The sequence below is a fragment of the Acinetobacter genomosp. 15BJ genome, from assembly GCF_000400715.1.
Classification (GTDB): Bacteria; Pseudomonadota; Gammaproteobacteria; order Pseudomonadales; family Moraxellaceae; genus Acinetobacter.
In genome coordinates this window covers 1,208,052-1,231,652 of the sequence record NZ_KE007347.1, presented here as the reverse complement: position 1 = coordinate 1,231,652, position 23,601 = coordinate 1,208,052, and the positions used below count along the sequence as shown (strand labels likewise).

Genomic DNA, 23,601 nt, shown 5'->3' with positions numbered 1-23,601 from the left:
TTATACTCCTTTTTTCCATTTGAATAGGAAAGTGCCCAATTTCATTAAAATCAAATCACACAACAGTCCAATCACCCCGATAATCAGGATAGCTGCATAAACATTATCGAAATTTTGATAACGCGCTTGTTGAGTAATAAACCATGTAATTCCTGAGGTCGCACCAATCAGTTCCGACACAATTAAATAGGTCCAAGCCCAACCCAATAGGACACGTTGATCACGATAAATATCAGGCAGTGCCGCAGGAATCACCACATGGAACAGGCTTTTAAGCTTATTGGTACCTAGTGTATAACCTGCTTCAACCAAGCCGCGATCAACCATTCGGGTGGTATTGGCAATGATCAAAATTTGCTGAAATAGTGTACCAATCACAATAATGGCAATTTTCGGGGCATCATTAATACCTAAAATCGCCACAGCCAATGCCCCAAAGGCAGGTGCAGGCAGGTAGCGAAAGAACTCGACAAAGGGTTCAGTTAGCTTGGAAATGGTATTGGAAAAACCACAGAGGATACCAAGCGGCACTCCGATCAAGGAGGAGATAAAAAACGCCGTAAATACAATCTTGATACTGTGCCACAAGCTTTGATGTAACCAAGGTGCGTCAGCCTGCTGAGGTGGCGTGGTAAACGAAGTAAACAGGGCTTTCGCCACTTGATGTGGTGCTGGCAGATAAATCGGATTGACCAGAATACCTGTAGGCGGTGTTTTACCTTGATTGACGGCATCTTGAGCCTCTGCATAATAAGCTTGCTTATCTATTCGGGTGCCTGCCTGTAGATAAGTGGCTGAGCCTGCATCGGTAATTTGAACTTGTGGATGCCAGATAAAAGGCAAGTAACTGACACAGCTCCAGATTAAGATGGGAATCAGAAAAGATCCCAAACTCAAGTAAAGCTTTTTCCTTTTTGACAATACTGAATGATGCATAGGTGCACACCCGTAGTAATACTAATTGAATAAAACGTAATACTAGTTAGCAATTTTGATGCCAGTGCAGATGCTGAATAGCAAAATCAGGATGAAGTACGGTCATTGAGAAGCGAGATAGGCGCTTTGTAACGTTTTTAATGTGTTTTCGCCTATATCGATGTGCGTATTTAATGTTTGAATAGATTGAGATTATTGAATTTTATCAGCAGCTGATCAGGAGATTCCAGCCACGCTGGGTCAGGCTGGATACAATCGATGGGACAGACAGCAAGGCAAGTGGGTGCTGTATATAAACCGATGCATTCAGTGCAACGTTCTGGATCGATTTCATAGACTTTTGCACCTTCATCAATCGCTTGATTGGGACATTCAGGCAAGCACATATCACAATTGATACATGCATTGGTAATGATGAGTGCCATATTAATGGGCCGAATAGGCAAGCGCTACAGATTGCAACTCGGTTGTGGCGTGTGGCAAATTACGGATCAAGAGTGCATATTCAATATCGACTTCTGGGGAAAATGGAATTTCGACGATATGTCCTGAGCCCTTGGCATTTTCAATGGCATTGCCTTTAAGATCACGCATTTGTTCTAATTTAAAGTTGATATTGCCTTTAGGTGTCATCAATTCAAGTGAATCACCAACCATAAAGCGGTTTTTAACCTCAATTCGGATATAGTCGCCATTGCGTTCAATCACTTCACCGCAAAATTGTTGATAGTCAAAATGTGATGAACCATCGGTATAATTTTGATAATCGCTATGCACATGGCGACGCAAGAAGCCTTCGGTATAACCACGATTGGCCAATCCTTCCAGTTGTGTCATCAAGCTAGGATCAAACTCTTTACCCACTAGCGCATCATCAATAGCTTTACGGTAAATCTGTGCAGTACGGGCACAATAAAAATAAGATTTAGTCCGGCCTTCAATCTTTAAAGAAGCGACTCCCATTTGAGTCAGACGTTCCACATGCTGCACTGCGCGGAGGTCTTTGGAGTTCATGAAGTAAGTGCCATGCTCATCTTCTTCAGCAGCAAACATGTCTTCTTTATTACGCTGCACCAAAACAGTTTGCGCCGTATCCGTGTTGTTAGATGTCTTTGAGCAACATTGCTGTTGAGTAGCGACCTGCTGAACAGGAATGACATCACCATTGGCATCTTCTTGCGCTGTGTGGATTTTATAGTCCCAACGACAGGCATTGGTACAGGCGCCTTGATTGGCATCACGTTTATTCATATAGCCTGATAGCAGGCAACGTCCTGAATAAGCCATACACAGTGCACCATGTACAAACACTTCCAATTCAATGTCTGGGACATATTTCTGGATTTCTTCTATTTCTTCGAGCGAAAGTTCTCGTGACAAGATCACGCGACTTAGACCATAGTCTTTCCAGAATTTTACTGTGGCCCAATTGATCGCATTGGCCTGTACCGATAGATGAATCTGCATCTCAGGGAAATGTTCACGTACTAACATAATCAAACCGGGGTCTGACATAATCAGCGCATCAGGTTGCATGGCAATAATCGGTTCGATATCTCGGATAAAGTTTTTTAGTTTGCTGTTATGTGGCTGGATATTGACCACCACATAAAATTTTTTGCTTAGGGCATGTGCCTCTTCAATCCCGATTTTTAAATTGTCATGGTCAAATTCATTGTTGCGCACGCGTAAGCTATAACGTGGTTGACCTGCATAAACGGCATCGGCACCATAAGCAAAGGCATAACGCATATTTTTAAGTGAACCAGCAGGAGAGAGTAATTCAGTATTCATGATGCAGAATAAAAGGCATATGGAAAATAAGGGATTATTCTAGAAAGTTCAGCATAAGGATTCAACCTAGCATTTTGCTCAGGATTTTATTGATGTTTAGGGAAAATCTAGGCCATAAAAAAGCACCCGAAGGTGCTTTTTAGAATTAGTGATGACGATGTTTTCTTTTTTTCTTGTATTTTTTAGACTGGTAATTGTCATAGTCACGGTCTTGACCGACTTTACGGCCTAGAGCAGAACCACCCGCCGCGCCAGCAGCAGCACCAATATAACCACCTGTAGTGCCACCCAGGTTTTTGCCTACAGTATAACCACCAACGCCACCTAGACCACCACCAATGGCAGCTTCAGTACGTGTACGTTTGCTACTTGCAGCTGCCGCACCACCAGCACCACCGAGTGCAGAGCCAATCATTGCGCCGCTGTTTCCACCCATTTCTTTACCAATTGCTGTACCTACAACACTACCAAGCGCAGACGTCGCAGCAACACGGGTTGCATTATCAGCATGAGCAGCAGTAACCAATGATGAGCTCGCAAAAACAGCAGCACATAACCAAGCATTTAATTTCATTTTTGACTCCGTGTCCGAAACATGGCGGACCTCTTTTTCATGGCTGCAAATGTAACAAAATTTGCATATGGAAGTGTGGAGAAGCTTTCCTGAATTATTACTCTTTAGTGTCTGGATTGTAGTGTTTTGTTGCTGAGGATGTTGAAGAATGAGGGTTAAGTTCGATTAAACAATAAGATAGTTAATCACTGCACAAAAACAATGGAACCTTATTTTAAGGTTCCATTCATTCTTTAATTAATCTAATTGATCGTCTTTGCTGATTTGTTCTTCAAGTTTGAGCTGGCGAGGATTCAGTTCAGTTTGCAAACGTAGATAGTTTAAGTCACGGATATTCTTTTGGGTTGCTACCACGCCAAACAGACTTAATAAGAAGGACATGATGTAAAAGCCTTTTTCACTCATGCTGAGTTCTGCATTCCATAAGCTCACCAATAATAGACCAATACAAAGTGCCATCGAAGCCCAACATAGTCCATAGTAAATCGCTGTAACGGGAATTTCTTCGAGTTGGTCACGAACAGTTTTCTGTAAAGAAGCCGCGGAAAAAAGTCCGTAAAGCAAAATCACAAGATAATAGCCTTTTTCATGCAAGGGCATATTGGTATTCCATAGACCAATCATAAAGCCAACGCCACCTGCGAGTAAGGCCACCCAGCTTGCAGCGATAAAGGCTGAGGTGGGACGGTTTATAAAATTATTCATAGATTATCCTGTTGTTTTATCTTTCTATTTGTCCTTCATTATTTATATATAAGCCTTGATCAGAGAACAAGCAATGAAAACTAAAACTGAACAATTTGTGATGAAATGGAGGAGGAATAGTAAGTTCCCCTGATTCTCTATGTCTTTTAAGCAGTAGAGTCTGTAAACTATGCGCAATTTTTTGATTTTGCTCGTGCTTCATTGGCACTGAGTCTTTAGATTTTGAGATATTCCGCCCATGAAAGCATCACTCCGTTTAAGACTCGATCAACTTTGTGATCGTCATGAAGAGCTGACTGCATTACTCGCTGATGTAGAAGTAATTTCGGACAATAAACGTTTTCGTAAACTGTCCCGTGAACACAATGATTTAACCGAAATCACCGAGGTTTGGAGCAAATATCGTCAAGCAGAAGAAGATATCGAAACGGCTGAAACGATGAAATCAGATCCTGATTTCAAAGACATGGCCGAGGAAGAAATCAAAGAAAATAAAGCACTGTTGGTTGCACTTGAAGAGCAATTGAATGTGTTGATGATTCCGAAAGATCCAAATGACGCCAATGCAGCCTATCTTGAGGTTCGTGCTGGGACAGGCGGTGATGAAGCTGCGATCTTCTCGGGTGATTTATTCCGCATGTATAGCAAATACGCTGAAACACAAGGTTGGCGTATTGAAGTGCTTTCTGAAAATGAAGGTGAGCATGGTGGCTATAAAGAAATCATTTGTCGTATTGACGGCGAAGGCGTTTATGGTCGTTTGAAATTTGAGAGTGGTGCACACCGTGTACAACGTGTTCCTGCAACGGAATCACAAGGTCGTGTACATACTTCGGCTTGTACGGTTGCGATTCTGCCAGAAGTCGATGTAGATACCACAGTCGAAATCAACCCTGCCGATTTGCGTATTGATACTTACCGTGCATCAGGTGCGGGTGGTCAGCACATTAACAAAACCGATTCAGCGGTGCGTATTACCCATATACCATCAGGTGTGGTGGTGGAATGTCAGGAAGAACGTTCACAACATAAGAACAAAGCCAAAGCCATGGCTTTGTTAGTCTCACGTTTAGAAAATGCGAAACGTGCGGCGGCTGATGCAGCAACCTCAGAAATGCGCCGTGACTTGGTTGGTTCAGGTGACCGTTCAGAGCGTATACGTACCTATAATTACCCACAAGGTCGTATGACCGATCACCGTATTAACCTGACCTTATATAAGTTAGATGCGATTATGGAAGGTGATTTAACTGAATTGCTGGATAGTTTGCATCGTGAATATCAGGCGGATCAGTTGGCGATGCTTGCACAGGAAAATGGCGGCTAATGAATATTGCTCAAGCCTTAGAGATTAAAGGTGAAATTGATAGCTATGAACGTCAAGAGGCGGCATGGCTACTCGAACATATTTTGGGGATTAATGCCTTAGAACTTAAATTAAGACTTGAGCAAGAATTGACGGAAATGCAGGAGCAAGCTTATTTAGATGGGCTGGCTCGTATTGAACAGGGTGAACCTTTGGCTTATGTCATTGGTTCTCAACCTTTCTGGACGCTCGATTTAAAAGTAACACATGACACTTTGGTACCACGTCCAGATACCGAAATCCTTGTGGAAACGGTGTTAAAACTGCCATTAAATTCACAAGCCAATATTGTTGACCTAGGTACAGGCACGGGTGCGATTGCTTTGGCACTTGCGAGTGAGCGTCCACAGTGGCAAGTCACTGCAACTGATATCTATGAACCGACTTTAGACGTAGCGCAGGACAATGCCGTGCGACACGGTCTCATGCAGGTCAAGTTTGCTTGTGGCGCTTGGTTTGAAGCTTTAGAACAGCAACAGTTTGATCTGATTGTATCGAATCCGCCATATATCGATCCTGACGATGTGCATATGCAAAAGCTCAAGTCTGAACCTGAGCGCGCATTGATTGCAGATAAGCAGGGTATGGCAGATATTGAAATTATCATTACCCAAGGTCAAGACTGGCTTAAACCGAATGGCTGGATTGTGCTTGAACATGGTTATGATCAAGGGTCAGCAGTATGTGAAATCTTTGAACAGTTAGGTTTTGAACAGATCCAAACTATCAAGGATTATGGTGGTAATGATCGGGTCAGTCTGGGACAAAAGCAGGCTTAATCTTGAATATATTGCTGTACTGCATTGGCTAAACGGCTTTCACCTTGTTGTTGCAGTCCATCCACCACGCCTAAAGCATCTGGCTTTTCCCGATTTTGGCTGAGTTTAAACTTTCCTGTAAGGTGTGAAATCGGAATTTCGATCCCAACAATGCCTTGCAGTTCCTGAGCAATATATTCGTCTGGTGCATCTGACATTTTCCATGGCTTTGCTTGTTTGGCTTCATGGGTACGTGTCAATCTAGCCAAGATGCCGCGTAACGCTTTTTCACCATGTAAGAAATTGATACATCCTTTGACGTGAACCACTTGATAGTTCCATGTTGGTACATGTTGATGGTGTTGTTGCTTGCTCGGATACCAATTCGGTGAGATATAACCTTGCTCACCCTGAAAAATAATCAAGACCGCTGCACCATTTTCAATTTGAGTATGTAGCGGATTATTCTTGGCAATATGTGCAATCAGTGTCGCTGTTTGGCTGTGCTCATCACGCAATAAATGAAAGGGTAAATGATTGGCTTCTAAGCCCTCAGCACTATGACTTATCAGTGTGGCAAAAGGGTAGTCCTGAATCAGTTGGTATAATTTTTCAAGATCTGTTTCTTCAAATATTTCAGGCAAATACATTGTCTACTCCTTCGATTATTCTAAATGACCCAACCGTTTCTTTTTATTGGGTGAAGACTTCCTATAGCTGCCCGGACTGACCCCCGTCCATTTTTTAAAGGCACGATGGAACGCACTTGGGTCATGGAAATGCAAATCATCACTGATGTTCTGGATTGAATCATTCGTTTTGCTGAGTCGTTCAATGGCAATATCACAGCGAATGTCATTTTTAAGCTGTTGATAACTGACACCTTCTTGCTTTAAACGACGTTGAATGGTAGCAGTCGACATATTCAGTTGCTGCGCAATCTCTTTTAGCTCATCCCATTGTGATGGTGGTTGTAACAGCAGTTGACGACGGATCTGTAAGCTTAACGAGTTCTCATTTTTAAAGCGTACAATTAGGTTATAAGGTGTGTGTTTGAGAAAATCCTTGAGCGCTTGTTTATCTTTTTTGATTTTATGCTTGAGATAATGCGCGTCAAACTCGATTTGGTTTTGCTCGGCATTAAATTGAATGTTTTCGCAAAACCGTACCCGATAATCTTGGATTTCCACAGGTGGGTGGCATCTAAAACTCATTTTATGAAAGCCAATGCGTTGATCACTCAACCAGCACATCAGACTATGCACCAACATTAAATAGGTAGAATAAGTAAACATCCGTTTGGGATGCTCACGATCATGCAAGATCAGATAGGCTTTAGCGCCACGTTGTACCAACTCACCCCGAATATCATCAAGCACCAAACTTAAAAATTTTAAAATCTCGTGGATGGCTTGCTCAAGGGTTTCAGCATTGAAAGCTAATTTTGCTAATAGGCTATAACTGCCTCGGCGCATGGGATGAGTGTCCATACCGAGAAATTCATCATTCATACTTTCCGCAAGCTCGATCCATAACTGTGCACATTGGGTCACGGGAACTCGTGCCTTGGAGGAAGTCAATAACTCTGCTGAAATACCTGCTCGATTGGCGATATTGACAATATTCAACCCACGACTTGCCGCAACACTCAACGCTTCACGAATTAAAGCATTTGAAATGGTGTCCTTAGCCGAATTAAGATCGAGGTTGAGATTTTTGTTCATATATCAATAAAATACAGGAGAAAAATGAAATCGAATGCTCAAAAGCCGCAGCAAATTTGCGACTTTTTGAAATTGTATCGGAAAAAACTTGCCTTTAGGCTTAGTTATAAAAATTTATATCTTTAATTTGATAGGAAACGTAAATGAAAATTCAGGGAAAACATTTTGTTATTACAGGTGGCGGTTCGGGTCTAGGCGCAGCAACAGCGGAATATTTAGTAGAAAAGGGGGCTTCTGTCACTTTGGTCGATATGAATGTCGACGCTGGGGAACAACAAGCGCAGACATTAGGTGCTCAAGCAGAATTTGTAAAACTGGATGTGACTGATGAAGCTGCGGCAGAGCAGTTTTTTAAAGATGTATTGGCGAAACATGGCAGTGTTTATGGTCTGATCAATTGTGCAGGCATTGGCCCCTCTGCAAAAGTCGTCGGTAAAGACGGCGTACATGATTTGGCCATGTTCTCAAAAACCTTGCATATCAATGTCACAGGGACATTCAATATGCTACGTTTTGCAGCAGATGCGATGAGTAAAAATACCGTTGCAGAAGGTGACGAAGATCGTGGCGTGATTGTGAATACCGCGTCAGTGGCTGCCTTTGATGGTCAGATTGGACAAGCGGCTTATTCTGCATCAAAAGGTGCTGTGGTGGCGATGACTTTACCGATTGCACGAGAGTTAGCGCGGCATGGTATCCGTGTCATGACCATTGCCCCAGGGATTATGGAAACTCCAATGTTGAAAGGTTTGCCTCAAAATGTGCAAGATGCTTTAGGACAAATGGTGCCTTATCCATCACGTTTAGGTCGCCCAGAAGAGTTCGCGCGCTTAGTGGCACATATTGCTGAAAATTCCTATTTGAATGGTGAGGTAATCCGTTTAGACGGTGCAATCCGTATGGCGGCGAAGTAATTTTTATTTTAATTAGGACATCAAGATCTGATTTTATGTAAAGCCGCTGTGGGCTTCACAGCGGTTTTTACTTTGGCATTGATGCTGTTTGGTATTTGATATTGTTTTCGAATCGATTTCGTTTTAAGGTCGAATCAGAATATTGATCTGGATGATAATAACAACGATGAAAGCGATGATCTTTTTATCTGCTATGATTGTGTCTTTAGCAGGTTGTGTGGGGAATATGAGCCCGACAGGTGGTAACTCAAGACCCAATTATCCCTACTATGTGACACAGCAACCAATGTTGGTTAAAAAAATTCATGTTCCAGCAGGAACGACCTTGGTCTATAAGGAACAGTACTTCAAACAAGGTAAGCAGCCCAAGATCATGTCAGAAAATAAACTGACCGATATTCGATTGCCCATTGGTCAAAGCATCGATTGGGGTGGTGTACCAGTCACCATGATTTCTCAGTTTTTTAATTCAGCTATGTGCGGCTATTCTGTGTATGCCGACTTTAAAAAACTAGATGCAGATAAACGAACCAGATTTTCTCAGCTATGGCAGAGTTGTGATGATGATCTAGGAATCAGCATCAAAGATCGAAAGGATTGGTCGTTTAATAAAGCCAATATTGCTGATGTGCAAAGCTGTAGTGGTCTTTATCAACGTTACTTTAAAAATGACCAAGAACAGCAGCAGTTCTTGGATCTTATGTATCGTGAATTGATGAAAATCAATGACCAATAAAAGAGGCAAAGCTTATTCTACCTTGCCTCATATCCATTGCTATTTCTTCGCCGTGACTTCGTCACCAATCAGATAGAATGTACCGCCTGCAATGTAATGCAGACTACGCAACTCTTTACTGGCATCTTGAAAGTGCCAATGCCCATCGCGGAATACCCGTGAATCAGCCCAAGCACCCACTACTGAGCCGATAAACAAATCATGGGCTTGTTGATTGTGTGGTTCTGGAATCACTTTACAGATCAGCCAAGCCAGACTACCTGCTACCAGTGGGACAGGAAAATCATCTTGGTAAAACAATTCAGTTTTGCATTCTTCTAACTTACTTGGATGATCAAACTGGCTAATGGTTCCAAGTTGATGCACCATATCAATTTGCGCATAGCAGGGCACTTGTAAGGCAAAATAACCACTTTGCTCAACCAATTGGCGAGTCTTGGTACTTTTATCTAGAACCACCGTGACTTTGGCTGGCGTAAGTTCCAGTGCGCAAGCCCAAGCCGCTGCCATGACATTGCGCTCTTGCCCATACTGAGCAGAAACCAAAACTGTCGGGCCATGATTGAGCAGGCGATAGGCTTTAGGAAGTTCAACAGCGGTAATTTCTGGCTGACTCATATAACATCCACAAGGTTGAGACATCACTCCATTGTTACATAAAGTTCTCTAATTTATTATTCAATTTCCCAGCGTTTATAGGCACGATTAAAACTTGAGAGAGAGGAATATCCCAGTTTTTTAGCAAGCTCATCTTTGGTCATAAAAGGATTTAGCATCAGTTTCTTGGCTTTTTCTTTTCGTACCTCATCATATAAGCTTTGGAAACTGATGGTTTTTTCTTGCAACATCCGTTGTAAGGTTCTTTTGGTTAAGTTTAGCTTTTGAGCAACTTGATCAATACTGAGTAAGCCTTCTGTTTTATCATCAATCAAATATTTGACTCGTTGTAAAATATCTTGCGTCGCATGTAGTTCATCCAGCTCTTTTTGACACAGTAATTTAAATTTCTCTGCTGTGAGTGGATCGGCCATACTGAGTGGTGCGTCTAGAAAAGTTGCAGCGGCAATTAAGCGGGTATAAGGCTGTTCATAACGTATTTCTACAAAAGTAGATGCCAAGATGTCGTTAAAACGAGAAAAATAATCAGGGTATTTACATTGTAGGTCGATGCTAGGTTTGAAGTCTGGGATAAAGAATCGGACTAAATGCACAAAACCAGTCAGAAAGAAAATACAGCTAAACTCGTAGGCTTGCGTATCAGATTCATCATTAAAATTCAGTAAGGAACGATCATAAGCAATGCTGTAATAGGCGAGCTCATTTTCAACTTTAAAATTTAATTCGACAAATGAACATTGCAAGCTGACAAATTGATTAATGGTTTCAATCGCTTCTAAGGCATTTTTTGAAATGGCAACAGTAAAACCGAGTAAGCCATGTGAACTGATTTTTAACTGGGTTCCTGCATAAAAACCGATGCCTTGTTCTTGTGTTAACTCAATGGTTCGAGCAATCACTTTTTTAAAGGCATTTAGGCTGATCTTATCATTGAGATCAGATAGTTTATCAATTTCAACACCTGTGCCCCAAAATAAGGTTTCAGCTGAAATATTCCATCCTGATACCACCTCACTCAGTAGATGTGCATAAGAGCTACTAATAAAATGCTGATTATGAAGACGGGGAATACTCATAGGACGAATTAAATTCCATTTTAAAGCTGATCCAATTCATTCTGAAATTAAAGCAGAGTGATGGATTTGAAAATGTGCATTCATCGGAATTTTTTCAATCCAGCGTAATTTTGGCACGAATTGTTATGATTTTGGCACAGTTTGTTTTAGTCTAAAAATCACACAATATTGCGAAGGAGTATAATTTTTTCCAGTCGTTTGTATGCTCGGAATGATTCCAGATACGAAGAAAAAGACTAAATCGTTGTAATAAAAATGAAAAATGCTAGGAGCAAAACGTGAAGAAAAAATATTTAAATGTCATGGCGCTGATGGCAGGCATGGTGGTGAGCAGCGGATCTGTAGTACATGCAGGTTTGTTTGATTTTTTTGCACCAAAGGCATCATGGCAAAACTGTAATGTGAACTCTTGTTCAGTCGGCGGTAGCACCAGTGTGACATCAAGTTATGCGAAAACTAAATATCCAATTCTATTGGCACATGGGATGGCAGGTTTCTCTGCGGTTGGTCCTTTGCAGTACTGGAATGGTATTACAGAGGACTTGGTGGGTAATGGTGCAAATGTCTTTGTCGCACAACAAGCTTCTTTTAATTCATCAGAAGTACGCGGTGAGCAATTATTGCTACAGGCGAAGCAAGTATTGGCAATTACTGGTGCGGAGAAAATTAACTTAATTGGCCATAGCCATGGCTCTCAATCAGTTCGTTATGTTGCGAGTTTGTTGCCTAACAAAATTGCTTCAGTCACAGCGGTGGGTGGTCCAACCAAAGGTTCGGATGTTGCAGATGTGGTTGACTCAGTGGTTAAGTCTCCTGTAGGTCCAGCACTTGCACCTATTATTGCGGCAGGGGTGAATGCCTTCTTCTCGTTGGTGGGTATTGGTTCTGGACATTATTATGATCAAGATGCACTGGCAGGCTTAGACTCTTTAACGACTCGCGGTTCAGCCAATTTTAACCAGCGTTTTCCAGCAGGTGTACCAACCACAGCGTGTGGTTCAGGAACAGAACTAGTCAATGGTGTGCGTTATTATTCTTGGAGTGGAACCAGTCCGTTTACCAATGCTTTAGATCCGATGGACTATGCATTAACAGCAACTTCTTTACTGATTTCTGGTGAAAATGATGGCTTAGTGCCGCGTTGTTCGAGTCATTTGGGAACTGTGATTCGTGACAATTATGCATTTAACCATTTAGATGAAGTAAACCAGATCCTCGGGTTGGTTGGTTTCTTACAAAACCCAGTAACCCCTTATCGTACTCAAGCAAATCGCTTAAAAAATCAAGGTTTATAATTTATTTGCCAAAGGGGCAATCCGTTGCTCCTTTGGCTATTAACGGTTCAACGAAAGAATGATAAATAGAGCAAGGGATGATGAACGGTAAATTTTTGAATAATAAAACCATCAGTATAGTTTTAATCGTATGTTTATTGCTCTTACTGGCTTTAATCTATTGGATATTTAAACCAGATGCTCAAAATACCCAGCATGCGCCAAATCAACAGGCTCAATCACAAATTACAGAAAATAGCTTAGAGGGGAGTGCGAAAAATAATCAAAAAGGCAAAATGCCTGAATTGGCATCTTCATTGCGAGGTACCGAAATTGACTGTCCAATTCAGGTCGATGCAAACGGTAAATTGATTTTAACCGTTGGGATTCGTAGTTGTTTTGATTATTTCTTTTCCAGTTTAGGTGAAAAAACCGAAACGGAACTGATTACCGATATTCGACAGTATCTCACTGCGACTTTACCTGACACAGCTTCAAGTTATGCGAGCTATCTGCTAGATCAATATGTTGCTTATACCCATGCCTTAAAAAATATAAAACCGACGGGTAATTTTAAAACAGGTGATATTGATGGATATCAAAAAGTGATTGAGCAGATGTACAAAGTACAACAGCAATTTTTTAATGCGGCTGAGATCAATGCGTTATTTGGCAATGAACGTAATTTGAACCAGTTTAATATCGATCAAATGCGTATTCATGCCAATAAAACCCTGAGCGCTCAACAAAAGGCGGCTGAGTTGGCGAAATTGATTGATCAACTTCCAACAACATTGGCTGATGGTGTTCGGGTTTCGATGCAATTCGCCGAATTGCAGCAGCTGACTCAAGAGGTTCGGGAAAAGGGCGGTTCTGCACAAGAGCTGCGGAATATGCGTGAAAGCTTATTGGGGCCAGAAGCAGCGGATCGTTTGGAGAAAGTTGATCAAGAAGAAGCAGGATGGCAAACACAGGTGAATGGATATTTGGCTGAACGTGACCAAATTTTAAAAAGCGATGCAAGTGATGCCAGTAAACAGCAGTCAATTAATCAGTTACGTAATCAATCTTTTGGAACTAAAGAAGATTTATTAAGAGCTCAGTCTTATGAAATGATGCATGATCGGAAGTAGAGTCAAAGTAATAGATGGAAATATAATCAGTAATCATTTTATTAGGCAAAGTTGAATATGTATGTGGCTGATTATATCGGTTTAGCATTGATCCAAGATATGACAGATAAGTGTTTGCCCCAGTCTGAAGTCTTGGTGAAAGGGAAAAAGACAGGGGTTAGGGTTGAGGGTAAAGTGTTAGAAGGTGTGGTCTGTGTATATTCTCACTGCTATCTTCTTTTCCTTAGCCATGATTGTATCTTCGAGGAAACTTTAACTTTGGCCTTAGCCGATCTGGATAAAAATATATTGCTGGAGTCATTATGGATAGGACAGGTTTATCAGACCGATATCTTTACTGGTCTGAGGATATGTGATGATAAGATCTTATTTGAATTTTTAGCCGAAAAAACATGGGTTCTTCAAGTATTACAAACTGCCAGAATTAGATTTCCCATTTCTTTAAACGCTTTGATACATCGTGGTTTTCAGTTTAAATCTTATCTCCAGTTAGAACATTAATTTATGTGACGTATGCCGTCATGAACGTAGACGGCACAGGCATCATTATTATTACGTTTTTCTAAATGACGTATGCCGTCATGAACCGATCGGCTCAGTTTTAGACTTTTCATAAAACTTTCTAAATGACGTATGCCGTCATGAACTAGGTTGATTTAAAATAACTGCCGTTTCTGTATTTCTAAATGACGTATGCCGTCATGAACTATAAAATAATTGAAATAATATAAGTTAAAACATTCAGTTATATCCCAAAAGGCAGAAATACCCAAAGTTTTTAACTGATATAGTAACTTATTGATTTGATTAAGCTGTTAAAGAGTAAGAAAAATATTGGGGTAAAAATAGCTTTTTGTCAAAAGAAAACAGTGTTCGTTCCCATTTATTACTTTCCTCAAATCCTACATCGACTTAAAATCGGCATTACCCTTGATGATAAAGAAGCAAGTCACGTGTCAGACCATTTAGAAAACGAATTTGAGCTAAGCAATGAGGAAATGCATCTCTATAGTCGTCAGATTTTATTAGATGGTTGGGATATCGAAGCACAAGAAAAACTAAAACTCGCGAATGTCTTGATTATCGGCGCAGGAGGAATCGGTTGCACCAGTGCTGAGCTATTGGCACGTGCAGGTGTGGGAAAGATTACTATTGTCGATGCCGATACGATTGAAATAAGTAATCTACAAAGACAAATCGCATTTACGACAAATGATTTAGGTCGATACAAGGCCGAAATATTGGCAAAACATCTACAAGAAATTAATCCGCATATACAGGTCAGCTATCAAAATATACGATTCGATGAAACGAATGCTGATGAACTCGTACAGCATCAAGATGTAGTCTTAGATGGTTGCGATAATTTTACCACTCGTTATCTGGTCAATGCAGTGTGTAAAAAACATCAGGTGCCACTCATCAGTGCCTCAGCCATTGGTTTTGAAGGGCAGATGTTTATGGTGGAATCGGATTCAGCCTGTTATGAATGCCTATTTCCGAAAGAGGATCAGACTAATGAAGGGCTGCGCTGTGCGGATTCAGGTGTATTGTCAACTACGCCTGTAATGATAGCGTCATTACAAGCACATCACACGTTACTGTTTTTAGGGCTTGGTTTGATGCCACTCAAGCAAAAACTATTACTTTGGAATGGTTTAAATCTATCGCAACGCATTCTTAAATTTGAAAAAGATGTAAATTGTCCAGTTTGTCAGGCAACTTGATCGGTAAATTGAGCAAAATTTGCTAAACTAATGCCATCTGTGAGGCAAGAAAGATTATGAAAAGAAATATTTTATTCGATGGATTACGATCTGTTGCACGTATTGGTGAAACAGTGGTGGTTGCAGCACAAGCAGGTGTGAAATATGCAACTGAAAAACCAAGCAACGCCAAACTTATGCGTGAGACCTTTGAGTCGCTTGGTTCGACTTATATTAAACTGGGTCAATTTATTGCCAGTACACCGTCTTTATTTCCGCGTGAATACGTTCAGGAATTCCAAGGCTGTTTAGATCAAACCCCAACCTTACCGTTTAGCTATATTCAAAAAGTATTGGCAGAAGAGTTTGAAGGTCGTAATCTCAATGAGATTTTCAGTTTTATTGATGAAAAACCTTTGGCTTCGGCGTCAATTGCGCAAGTCCATGCCGCTCGATTAGTCACGGGCGAAGATGTGGTATTAAAAGTTCAAAAACTTGGTGTTGAAACCATTTTGTATACCGACTTAAACGTAGTGCATTGGGCGACAAAACTTTTAGAAAAAGCTGTGCCAAAAATTAAGTTTGCATCGCTTTCTGAAATCGTAGATGAGATCAAAACACGTATGGTGCGTGAAGTTGATTTTATTGAAGAAGCTCAGAATCTGGATGACTTCATTCAGTACTTGAATGTTTCAGGCAATCAAGCAGCAACTGCACCAAAAGTTTATCATCAGTTTTCGACTCGCCGTGTGCTCACCATGCAGCGTTTATATGGTGTGTCATTGACTGACTTTGATGTGGTGAAACAATACGCCAAAGACCCAACACAGGTCTTGATCACTGCGATGAATACATGGTTTGGCAGCTTAATGCTATGTAAGAGTTTCCATGCCGATTTACATGCAGGCAATCTGATGCTGCTGGAAGATGGTCGTATTGGTTTTATTGATTTCGGTATTGTTGGGCAGCTAAACCCTGAGGTATGGACAGCATGTATGGCGTTTATGGATGCTTTACAGCATACCAATTACAACGCAATGGCTGAAAACATGCTGAAAATGGGCATGACCCATCAGAAAATTGATACTCAAGTATTGGCTGATGACTTAGAGCGTTTATTTAGTGGTGTGTTATTGGCAGATCCGCAAGAAATTCTGAGTTCCAATCCTTCAGATTTGAATGACATCATGATGGATATGGTGGCCGTGGGTGAGCGTCATGGCATTAAGTTCCCACGTGACTTCGCTTTATTATTCAAGCAAATGCTATATTTTGATCGTTTCATGCGTGTTCTCGCACCATATACCGATATTTATGCTGACCAACGTTTAAAAATGGTTCACAATATTGAACCTGCTTCGTTTTTAAAGCATTAATTTATTTATCGGTTCATTAGGTCATTATGGATGCCATTATAATTGAAGGGTTGAAGGTTGATACTGTGGTTGGCTGTTTCAACTGGGAACGCCAGATTATTCAACCTTTAATGTTAGATCTCACCATTCATAATGATCTATCACAAGCTGCCGATTCTGATGAGCTAGAAGATACGCTCAACTATGCGCAGCTTTGTGAGCTTGCAGCCCAAGTTATACAAGAGGCGAAACCGAAACTGATTGAGCACGCCGCACAATTGGTACTTGAGTGTCTATTTACGACTTTCCCCTCGATCGAATCGATCAGTATCACCATTCGCAAACCCGCCATCATTGCACAAGCCAATGCAGTAGGAATTCGCCTTGAACGCAACAGAAACAATTTTTGCGCTCGCACTGGCGAGTAATGTCCAGCAGCAACAAAATTTCACTTTTGCCTATGAGCAGCTCTCAAATTTGGGCACAGTGAAATTTTCTCCAATTTATGAAATCCCGTGTCGAGATAGGATAGGTGCAGATTATTGGAATTCTGCCTGCTTATTAAAAAGTCGCCTTGGTGTCGATGAAATGATTGAAATCCTCAAAAAATTAGAAGCACAATCAGGTCGAATTCGCCCATCACATCATATTAGTTTAGATATTGATGTCATTGCATGGGGTGAAACTTTAGATCATATGCAATTTAATCCAAAAAAGTTACCATTGGCTTTGGATGTAAAAATTCCTTTATATGATTTATGGCAGCATGCGGATTTAGCTCATCTTCAAAGCATGCAATATCCTGTCATTACAATGTAATACTTTGATAAAGTAACACTATAATAATAGGAAGTTTTTATGAAACTTATTTTGATTTTATCGACTTTAACGGTTTTACTTTCGGGTTGTGCGGCTATGAGTGTCGAGCAATGCAAAACAGCAAATTGGTTTAATGTGGGCGAAAGAGATGGCTCCGATGGGCATGAATCACGTTTAGACAAATACTATTCTTCCTGTCAAAAAGCCAATATTGTGCCCAATCAAAAACTATATGAACAAGGTTATCAGAAAGGTCTAGGGTATTATTGCCGACCAGAAATTATCTTTAGTGAAGCGCTCGAAGGTCGTGGCGATATTCGCGTTTGTCCAATCGAAAAGCGCGAATCCTTGCGCAGCTACTATCAAGTTGCCAATGAATACTATCAAGCAGATTCAGAGTTTGATCGTTCTCAAAATGATATGAATCGTTATTTGAAAGAGCTGGAACGAAAAGACCTTTCAAGCAAAGTACGGGATGATTATCAGAAACGTTTATATGATTTGCGTATCAATAGCAGTTGGGTACAGTCACGTTACCATCAAGCTGTCCGAAATCTAGAACGCTTTAAGGCCGAACATGGTTTGTATTAAGCCGTGATGCTTGAGTGATGATTTAAAAAAATCCATGGTTAAGTCCATGGATTTTTGTTTGTGACTAAACACACTTGAGTTACATACGCATGTATACAGGGATGTTTAAATAGATAACAAGCGAATAATGAAGGAATTATTTATGCAAGCCAAGTTACTTATTGCTCTAGGGATTATCCTCTATGGCAGCATGAACTCAGCCTATGCAATTGATGCCAAATATAGACAACAATTAGAACAATCGGGTTGTACCCAAGTCAGTGAAGCACAGGGTTGTGATATTAGCAAAAGCAAAGAAGAAAATATCAAGGCGGGATTTGTCGAACAAACGGTAGACGTATCAAGTCCGAGTGCATCAACTACAACGCAGCAACCACAGTGGATTGCGGAAAGATCAGATGGCACAGCTTTGGCTGTGATTAAAATTGATCAACAACAGCGAGTCTGGGTGAATGACACTCGTGTTATTGCTGTAAAGAAGAATGATCAGCTCAGTTTTAGACAGGGTAAAATCGACTACACGATTTTTACAGATTTAGACAAGCAGTCGCAGAGCTTTTGGAATGACCGTTATTCCACTGATAAAGGTAAAATTGTATTTCGTTAATTTTGATTGTGCCAGTTAAAAGAAAAGGGAATTACCAAGCAATAATTCCCTTGGATAACTTAAAGATAATAACTGGTTTTAGTCATAAGTTTTGAAATGGCAGTCATGGTAATCCGTACAGGTGTAGGTAAGTCCACACCACCTGCTTCTAGGGCGGTATCGCGATGATGCAATTCATCTTCATTCATCTGTACCAGAATTTTACGTGAACGTTCATCATGTGCAGGAAGTTGCTGAATGTGTTCCTGTAGGTGTTGGCTGACTTGACGTTCAGTTTCTGCGACAAAACCTAAGCTGTATTTGTCGCCTGCAATCCCGGCAATCGCACCCATACCATAAGATAGACCATACCAAATTGGATTTAACACACTGGTGTGACTATCTAATTCTTTTAAACGATCTTCGCACCAAGCCAAATGGTCTTGTTCTTCAATTGCAGCTTGCTGCATTTCTTCACGGACATGCGGTAATTTTGCAGTGAGTGCTTGACCATGATAAAGCGCTTGAGCACAGACTTCACCACTATGATTAACTCGCATCAAGCCTGCAACATGACGGGCATCACTGACACAAAGTTGTGAAGGTTCATCACTGGCAGGATTCGTCCGTTGTGCACTGGTTGCACCTGGTACCAAACTACGTAAGGCTTGATCAAACGAATGAATCATTTTATCGAGACCTGTGTAATGACGCATAGATTAATCCTCTAAAGTATTGGGAGCATTTTCCAATAAAGGTTTTAGGCGTTTTAATAACCAAAATGAAAAAATTGCACTTAAAACAGCGGTAATGGTAAATAAGATTTTAATATCAATTTTTAAAATGCTTAAGATTAAAATCGAGAAAACTGCGGAAGAGACCATAAATACAGCATTTAAAATGTTATTTGCTGCGACGACACGTGCTCGGTGTGAGCGTGGTGAATAGGCCTGCATCATTGCATAGAGTGGAACGATATAGAATCCACCGCTAATGCCCAGTAAAGTCACTGCCAACATCACATGATAATAGACTGCACCGAGCGTAAACATATCTTTTAAGCTAAGTAACTCACCCGTACGCTCAGGTACAAAGGCAAGGCTTGCTGCCAGATATAGCGCAAAAACGGTTAAACCAATTGCGCCGTATGGCACCATCTTGATATTAATGTCTGACCCACCAATTTTTCTGCAAAGTAAAGAACCGACGCCAATACCAACCGAGAAAAAGGTGAGTAATAGGCTCACTACATTTTCCGAAGCATGCAGGTTTTGTTGAGTCAGTTGTGGAATTTGGGTTAGGTAAGTTGCACCATAGAACCAATACCAAGAGTTACCCAACAAAATTACAAATACAACGGGGATGCTTTTGGCATATTTGATGGTTTGAAAACTGGTACGAATAAAGTTCCAGTCAATTTTTAAGTCTGGCGCGGCGACTTTCTGCGGCAAGATAAAGCGGCTACACAAATAGCCTAAGCATGCAATCGTCACAACGGTGACACTGATCCAGAGCAGATTGCCCGCAGAAGAAGCAATCACAGCGCCGCCTAGAATCATCCCCAACAAAATCGCAATCGATGTACCTGATTGAAACAAGGCATTGCCTGACATTAACTCTTGTGGCTTTAAAATTTCAGGCAAAATTGCGTATTTGATTGGACCAAAACAGGTTGAGTGAGTGCCCATTAAAAATAAGGCAAACAGCAGTAACCATAAATTGCCGAGCAGGAAGCCAGCCGTACCAATCAACATGATTACGATTTCTAATATTTTAATGAAGCGAATCAGTTGCGAGCGTTCGTACTTATCCGCGATTTGGCCTGCAGTTGCCGAAAAAAAGAAGTAGGGCAAAATAAACAATAAAGCAGCTAAATTATTTAAGGTACTGATCGGGGCACTTTGTTGTTGAATCCACCCATAGGTAATAACTAACAACAGCGCTTGCTTATAAACATTATCATTAAGTGCGCCAAAGAACTGAGTGAAAAACATCGGGGCGAACCGACGCGAAGTCATTAAGTGCTCGTCTTGTTTCATCGTGTGTTCACTTCATTGTGATTTATAAAAAAATGTGACGAACTGTAAAAATGTGATGAAATGCATGTATGATACCTATGTCTGATTGGATGAAAAATCAAAGATTTGAAGTTATTTCACCCGTCAAAAACGATAAATTAAAAAACAAATTTAGAGTTTTACATGCCATCTAAAACGAAGTTTAAACAGTCTACACTGGTTCATTCTATGCATTTAATTTTTAAAATGCAGGGTTTTCCTAAACTTATTTGTAGTGGTTTTTTAATTAGTTCTTGCATATCAGTTGCTTATGCTCAAGAGCAAAATTCAACTGTGTCTGAAAATCAGGCAGTTGAACAAACGGAACAACCTGTTGAATTGGCAGTTCCTGCATCTGCACCGACAACTCCAGCAATCAATCTTGCAGATCAAGGGGTATTGCCTGGGCAGGACAGTTTGGCTGCATTAAAAGAACAAGAACAATCAACTAATCAGATTAATGAATTAAAACCGATTCAGCTTGACGACAATTTAGAAAATTTGCCTGTAATTCCTGTGGATCAAGGTATGGCAAATGAAATCTTCCGTGTTGCTGAAGATGCGAAAAATGAAGCACAAGCGTATCGTGAAAATACGGCAAGAAATCCTGAACCAATCATCACTGATGCATCACAGACGGAACTGACTGAAATCAAGCAAGCGCCGTTGAATATTGACCAGTTAATGGGTGAGATCCAAGCGGATAGTAAAATCGTGGTTGAGGCCAATGAAACAGGTAAAACATTAGCTGATTTGCAGCCTAAGTCTGATCAACCGCAGGAAAAGGTTGGATTCTTTAAGCGAATTGTGAATCGTTTCCGCCCAGATAACTTACTCAATGTGGATAAAATTCCCCGTATTACAGCGGATGTAAGCGGTGCACCACCTATTCTTGCCCTCAATATTAAGGCAAAGCTCTCAAGTTTTACTCAAGAATCATTTGAGGAGTTTAATGTCGCTTTACCTCAACTCCGTGCTTTGACCAATCAGGCAGCACAGGCTGTAGGTTATTACAATGCAACTTATACCTTTGTGAAAGAGAGTGAGAGCAAAGTTAAGGTGATTGTGGTTCCAAATGAACCAGTCAAAATTAAAGAACAAAATATTGAATTTAGTGGTGCAGGCGCCAATACACCGCAATTCCAGGTCATCCGTTTAATTCCAGAACAAGATGTAGGCGATATTTTTAATCATGGTTCATATGAAGCAACCAAAACTAAAATTACCACAGTGGCTTCGGACAATGGTTATTTCGATGCCTTTTGGCGATTGCATGATGTTAAAATTAGTCAGCCTGAAAAAACCGCTGAGATTAATTTAAATTATGAAACAGGTGAGCGTTATAAGTTAAAGCAAGTTGAATATCGGATGAGTGATCCGAGCAAGCCTTTGCCACTCACTCAGAAGGTTTTAGATAGTTTGGCACCATGGAAAGAAGGCGATGATTATGCCTTCTGGCGTGTCAATGCATTGGCGAACAACTTAACCAACTCGCGTTATTTTAACTATACCTTGGTTGATACGATCAAGCCGGATGCCATTCAACCGCCTCTTGATTTACCACCTGACTTGCAAGCTTTGGTTGATCAGCAACGTGTGCAAGAATCACAATTGATGAGCAGTCAACAGAAAGCAGATCTTGCTCGTGCAAAAATTACCTCTGCGCAAGAAGTGACGCAGGATGTCGTGGATGAATCGCAATTCTCAGGCGCTGAACCTGCACAACCTTATGCTTTAGCTCGTTCAATGCCAATGCCCCCTGCACATGATGATGACGATGAAGAACGTCAAAAACTCGAAGAGCAAGCGCGGGTAGAACGCAAAATTCCTGTTGTGGTGACATTGAATGCCGATCGTTTAAATAGCCTTGAAACTGGTATTGGTTATGGGACAGATACGGGTGCACGTATTCGTACCCAGTACCGCCGTGCTATCGTCAATAAATATGGGCATTCTTTTGATGCCAACGTTGAGGTTTCAGAAATCCGTCAATCGATTGATGGTCGTTATAGCATTCCCTATAAACATCCATTGAATGACTACTTTAACCTTGTCGGCGGTTATGAACGTGAAACCCGTGATGACATTGGTCCAGATGTCAACTTATTGGTTGAATCTGCGGTACTCGGTGGTGAACGTGTCATTAAAAATCCCTTGGGCGATTGGCAACATACTTTTGGTTTACGTTATCGTTTAGACCGCCTCACCAAAAAAGGTGATGTCAATGTTGATGAATTACCTGATGCTTTTAAAGTTTCAGGAATTGATTCTGAGCAAGAATCCTTGCTCTTGGGTTATGAGGCATCAAAAACCAATACCAATACCCGTTTAAATCCAACGCGTGGATTCAAACAGACCTATAAAGTGGAATTGGGGACAGAATCTTTACTCTCTGATGCCAATATGGCAATTGTAAGTGCAGGTTGGCGTTTCATTTATTCATTGGGTGAAAACGACAATCATCAATTTGTCGGTCGTGGCGATGCAAGTTATATTTTTACCGATGACTTTAATAAAGTTCCTTATAACTTGCGCTTCTTTACCGGTGGTGATCAGTCTTTGCGTGGTTTCGACTATAAGAGTTTATCACCTGAAGAAAATGGCTATAAGATAGGTGGTCAAGCCTTAGGGGTTGGCTCTTTAGAATATAATTATCAATTTAAAGATGGCTGGCGTGCTGCGGTGTTCTCGGACTTCGGTAACGCTTATGACAAACAATTTAGCAACCCAACAGAATATAGTGTGGGTGTTGGTATCCGCTGGAGATCACCAATTGGACCAATTCGATTAGATATCGCATCGGGTATTTCTAATGATAACAATCCAATTCGATTACATTTCTTTATTGGTCCACAGCTTTAAAAACTTTTTTAGCCCTG

The 23,601-nt window shown here is 40.9% G+C and carries 25 protein-coding genes; 14 read left to right on the top strand and 11 right to left on the bottom strand.

All coding sequences use genetic code 11. From position 1 onward, the window contains the following. The 5 genes from F896_RS08320 to yiaA all read right to left on the bottom strand — a co-directional run bounded on the left by F896_RS08320 (position 1) and on the right by yiaA (position 4,009). Positions 1-936, bottom strand: coding sequence for an ABC transporter permease (locus F896_RS08320; RefSeq protein ID WP_016163980.1), 936 nt, complete (start codon positions 934-936; stop codon positions 1-3). Between the two features lie 170 nt (positions 937-1,106). Continuing rightward, complete coding sequence (locus F896_RS0119905) at positions 1,107-1,361, bottom strand: YfhL family 4Fe-4S dicluster ferredoxin (protein WP_032882253.1); 255 nt, start codon at positions 1,359-1,361, stop codon at positions 1,107-1,109. Between the two features lies 1 nt (position 1,362). Then, positions 1,363-2,730: a prephenate-dependent tRNA uridine(34) hydroxylase TrhP gene (yegQ, locus tag F896_RS08325; protein WP_016163979.1), complete on the bottom strand. Its 1,368-nt coding sequence runs from the start codon at positions 2,728-2,730 to the stop codon at positions 1,363-1,365. A gap of 145 nt (positions 2,731-2,875) precedes the next feature. Beyond that, the gene (locus F896_RS08330) at positions 2,876-3,304 is read right to left on the bottom strand and encodes a hypothetical protein (protein ID WP_004806422.1); all 429 of its coding nucleotides are present in this window, start codon (positions 3,302-3,304) and stop codon (positions 2,876-2,878) included. A 237-nt stretch (positions 3,305-3,541) separates the two neighbouring features. After that, a complete protein-coding gene (yiaA, locus tag F896_RS08335) occupies positions 3,542-4,009 on the bottom strand; it encodes an inner membrane protein YiaA (RefSeq protein WP_016163978.1) in 468 nt (155 codons plus the stop codon). 238 nt (positions 4,010-4,247) lie between these two features. On the opposite strand from yiaA, the gene prfA reads away from it, so the two are divergent. Both prfA and prmC read left to right on the top strand, forming a co-directional pair. After that, positions 4,248-5,336, top strand: coding sequence for a peptide chain release factor 1 (gene prfA, locus F896_RS08340; protein ID WP_005212840.1), 1,089 nt, complete (start codon positions 4,248-4,250; stop codon positions 5,334-5,336). Beyond that, positions 5,336-6,154 carry a peptide chain release factor N(5)-glutamine methyltransferase gene (prmC, locus tag F896_RS08345; protein ID WP_016163977.1) on the top strand — a complete coding sequence of 273 codons (819 nt, stop codon included), beginning with the start codon at positions 5,336-5,338 and terminating at the stop codon, positions 6,152-6,154. Before prfA ends, prmC begins: the two co-directional genes overlap by 1 nt. Here the strand turns inward: prmC and F896_RS08350 are convergent. Beyond that, a complete protein-coding gene (locus F896_RS08350; RefSeq protein ID WP_016163976.1) occupies positions 6,151-6,783 on the bottom strand; it encodes an FMN-binding negative transcriptional regulator in 633 nt (210 codons plus the stop codon). The two genes, prmC and F896_RS08350, sit on opposite strands and share 4 nt — an antisense overlap. Positions 6,784-6,798: 15 nt before the next feature. Continuing rightward, positions 6,799-7,857 (bottom strand): AraC family transcriptional regulator, encoded by a 1,059-nt coding sequence (locus F896_RS08355; RefSeq protein ID WP_016163975.1) that lies wholly within the window; start codon positions 7,855-7,857, stop codon positions 6,799-6,801. Positions 7,858-8,000: 143 nt separating this feature from the next. On the opposite strand from F896_RS08355, the gene F896_RS08360 reads away from it, so the two are divergent. Beyond that, on the top strand, positions 8,001-8,771 hold the full coding sequence (locus F896_RS08360) for a 3-hydroxyacyl-CoA dehydrogenase (protein WP_016163974.1): 771 nt from the start codon (positions 8,001-8,003) through the stop codon (positions 8,769-8,771). A 166-nt stretch (positions 8,772-8,937) separates the two neighbouring features. Continuing rightward, positions 8,938-9,507, top strand: coding sequence for a hypothetical protein (locus F896_RS08365; RefSeq protein ID WP_016163973.1), 570 nt, complete (start codon positions 8,938-8,940; stop codon positions 9,505-9,507). A 39-nt stretch (positions 9,508-9,546) separates the two neighbouring features. Here the strand turns inward: F896_RS08365 and F896_RS08370 are convergent, their stop codons facing one another. Next, complete coding sequence (locus F896_RS08370) at positions 9,547-10,125, bottom strand: flavin reductase family protein (protein WP_016163972.1); 579 nt, start codon at positions 10,123-10,125, stop codon at positions 9,547-9,549. Between the two features lie 56 nt (positions 10,126-10,181). After that, a complete protein-coding gene (locus F896_RS08375) occupies positions 10,182-11,201 on the bottom strand; it encodes a helix-turn-helix domain-containing protein (protein WP_016163971.1) in 1,020 nt (339 codons plus the stop codon). Between the two features lie 278 nt (positions 11,202-11,479). On the opposite strand from F896_RS08375, the gene F896_RS08380 reads away from it, so the two are divergent. The 9 genes from F896_RS08380 to F896_RS08420 all read left to right on the top strand — a co-directional run bounded on the left by F896_RS08380 (position 11,480) and on the right by F896_RS08420 (position 18,686). Beyond that, positions 11,480-12,496 carry a lipase family alpha/beta hydrolase gene (locus F896_RS08380; protein WP_016163970.1) on the top strand — a complete coding sequence of 339 codons (1,017 nt, stop codon included), beginning with the start codon at positions 11,480-11,482 and terminating at the stop codon, positions 12,494-12,496. Between the two features lie 80 nt (positions 12,497-12,576). Then, complete coding sequence (locus F896_RS08385) at positions 12,577-13,608, top strand: lipase secretion chaperone (RefSeq protein WP_016163969.1); 1,032 nt, start codon at positions 12,577-12,579, stop codon at positions 13,606-13,608. A 57-nt stretch (positions 13,609-13,665) separates the two neighbouring features. Then, a complete protein-coding gene (locus F896_RS21445; RefSeq protein WP_016163968.1) occupies positions 13,666-14,109 on the top strand; it encodes a hypothetical protein in 444 nt (147 codons plus the stop codon). Positions 14,110-14,606: 497 nt separating this feature from the next. Continuing rightward, positions 14,607-15,335, top strand: a complete 729-nt coding sequence (locus F896_RS08395) for a HesA/MoeB/ThiF family protein (RefSeq protein WP_277606228.1) — start codon at positions 14,607-14,609, stop codon at positions 15,333-15,335. 56 nt (positions 15,336-15,391) lie between these two features. After that, positions 15,392-16,690: an ABC1 kinase family protein gene (locus F896_RS08400; protein WP_016163966.1), complete on the top strand. Its 1,299-nt coding sequence runs from the start codon at positions 15,392-15,394 to the stop codon at positions 16,688-16,690. Between the two features lie 26 nt (positions 16,691-16,716). Then, on the top strand, positions 16,717-17,097 hold the full coding sequence (gene folB / locus F896_RS08405; RefSeq protein WP_016163965.1) for a dihydroneopterin aldolase: 381 nt from the start codon (positions 16,717-16,719) through the stop codon (positions 17,095-17,097). Beyond that, positions 17,054-17,488, top strand: coding sequence for a 2-amino-4-hydroxy-6-hydroxymethyldihydropteridine diphosphokinase (locus F896_RS08410; RefSeq protein ID WP_016163964.1), 435 nt, complete (start codon positions 17,054-17,056; stop codon positions 17,486-17,488). The genes folB and F896_RS08410 overlap by 44 nt, the downstream gene beginning before the upstream one ends. Positions 17,489-17,527: 39 nt before the next feature. Further along, on the top strand, positions 17,528-18,079 hold the full coding sequence (locus F896_RS08415) for a DUF2799 domain-containing protein (protein ID WP_004806464.1): 552 nt from the start codon (positions 17,528-17,530) through the stop codon (positions 18,077-18,079). Positions 18,080-18,221: 142 nt separating this feature from the next. Then, positions 18,222-18,686 carry a hypothetical protein gene (locus F896_RS08420; RefSeq protein WP_016163963.1) on the top strand — a complete coding sequence of 155 codons (465 nt, stop codon included), beginning with the start codon at positions 18,222-18,224 and terminating at the stop codon, positions 18,684-18,686. Positions 18,687-18,745: 59 nt separating this feature from the next. Here F896_RS08420 and coq7 read toward each other — a convergent pair whose 3' ends face one another. Together coq7 and F896_RS08430 are read right to left on the bottom strand one after the other, a co-directional pair. Continuing rightward, on the bottom strand, positions 18,746-19,381 hold the full coding sequence (gene coq7 / locus F896_RS08425) for a 2-polyprenyl-3-methyl-6-methoxy-1,4-benzoquinone monooxygenase (protein WP_016163962.1): 636 nt from the start codon (positions 19,379-19,381) through the stop codon (positions 18,746-18,748). Positions 19,382-19,384: 3 nt separating this feature from the next. Further along, positions 19,385-20,704, bottom strand: a complete 1,320-nt coding sequence (locus F896_RS08430) for an MFS transporter (protein WP_032882250.1) — start codon at positions 20,702-20,704, stop codon at positions 19,385-19,387. Between the two features lie 162 nt (positions 20,705-20,866). On the opposite strand from F896_RS08430, the gene F896_RS08435 reads away from it, so the two are divergent. Beyond that, entirely contained in the window at positions 20,867-23,584 is a 2,718-nt protein-coding gene (locus tag F896_RS08435; protein WP_016163960.1) for an autotransporter assembly complex protein TamA, read from the top strand. The last annotated feature ends 17 nt before the right edge of the window (positions 23,585-23,601 follow it).